The organism is Intrasporangium chromatireducens Q5-1 (assembly GCF_000576575.1).
Classification (GTDB): domain Bacteria; phylum Actinomycetota; class Actinomycetes; order Actinomycetales; family Dermatophilaceae; genus Intrasporangium_A; species Intrasporangium_A chromatireducens.
Map to the genome: position 1 here is coordinate 1 of NZ_AWQS01000554.1, position 725 is coordinate 725.

A 725-nucleotide genomic window follows, 5' to 3' on the forward strand; every position below is an offset into this window, starting at 1 on the left:
CCACCTCGACACCTGGGATACCTACTTCGGCGCGCCGATCACGCACGGGACACCGTTCCGGCGAGCCAGCGAAGAAGGCCTGATCGACAAGACCAGCAGCATGCACGTCGGCATCCGGGGCCCCCTCTACTCCACTGAGGACCTCAGCGACGACCAGGTGCTCGGGTTCCAGGTCATCGGCTGCCACGACATGGACGACCTGGGCTGGCGCGGAGCTGTAGAGCGGATCAAGGCTCGCGTCGGCAACCGACCCACCTACGTCTCACTCGACATCGACGTCCTCGACCCCGCGTATGCGCCCGGTACCGGCACGCCGGAGGCAGGGGGGCTTACGAGCCGGGAACTTCTGAACATGCTGCGGGCGTTCGCCGACCTCAACCTCGTCGGCGCCGACATCGTCGAGGTCGCCCCTGCCTACGACTACGCCGAAGTGACCGGCATCGCTGCATCCCACGCGGCATATGAGCTCATCTCCGCGATGGCGCCGAGGACAGAAAGCGGTAGTAGCGAACGTTCCTGAGTCAGTCCTGGGCGAGCTCAGGATGGGCGGGACTGTGCCTCGGAGGGGATGTGCCGACCGAAGGACGAACACCGGCCAACGCGCCCGGGCTCTCCTCCTGTTCCCCATTACGGCGGCTTGCCCATCCTCCTTATCCACGTCCAGTGCGGTGGTGACCCATCGTCGTTGTCCTCCTGACATCTCGCATCGCACGACCCGTACGAGG

General features: G+C 65.7%; 1 protein-coding gene. It reads left to right on the forward strand.

The window, feature by feature from the left end; all coding sequences use genetic code 11:
• A partial coding sequence (locus N864_RS22845) for an arginase family protein (protein WP_034723012.1) occupies positions 1 to 520 on the forward strand: 520 nt, incomplete at its 5' end.
• Positions 521 to 725: the final 205 nt, after the last annotated feature.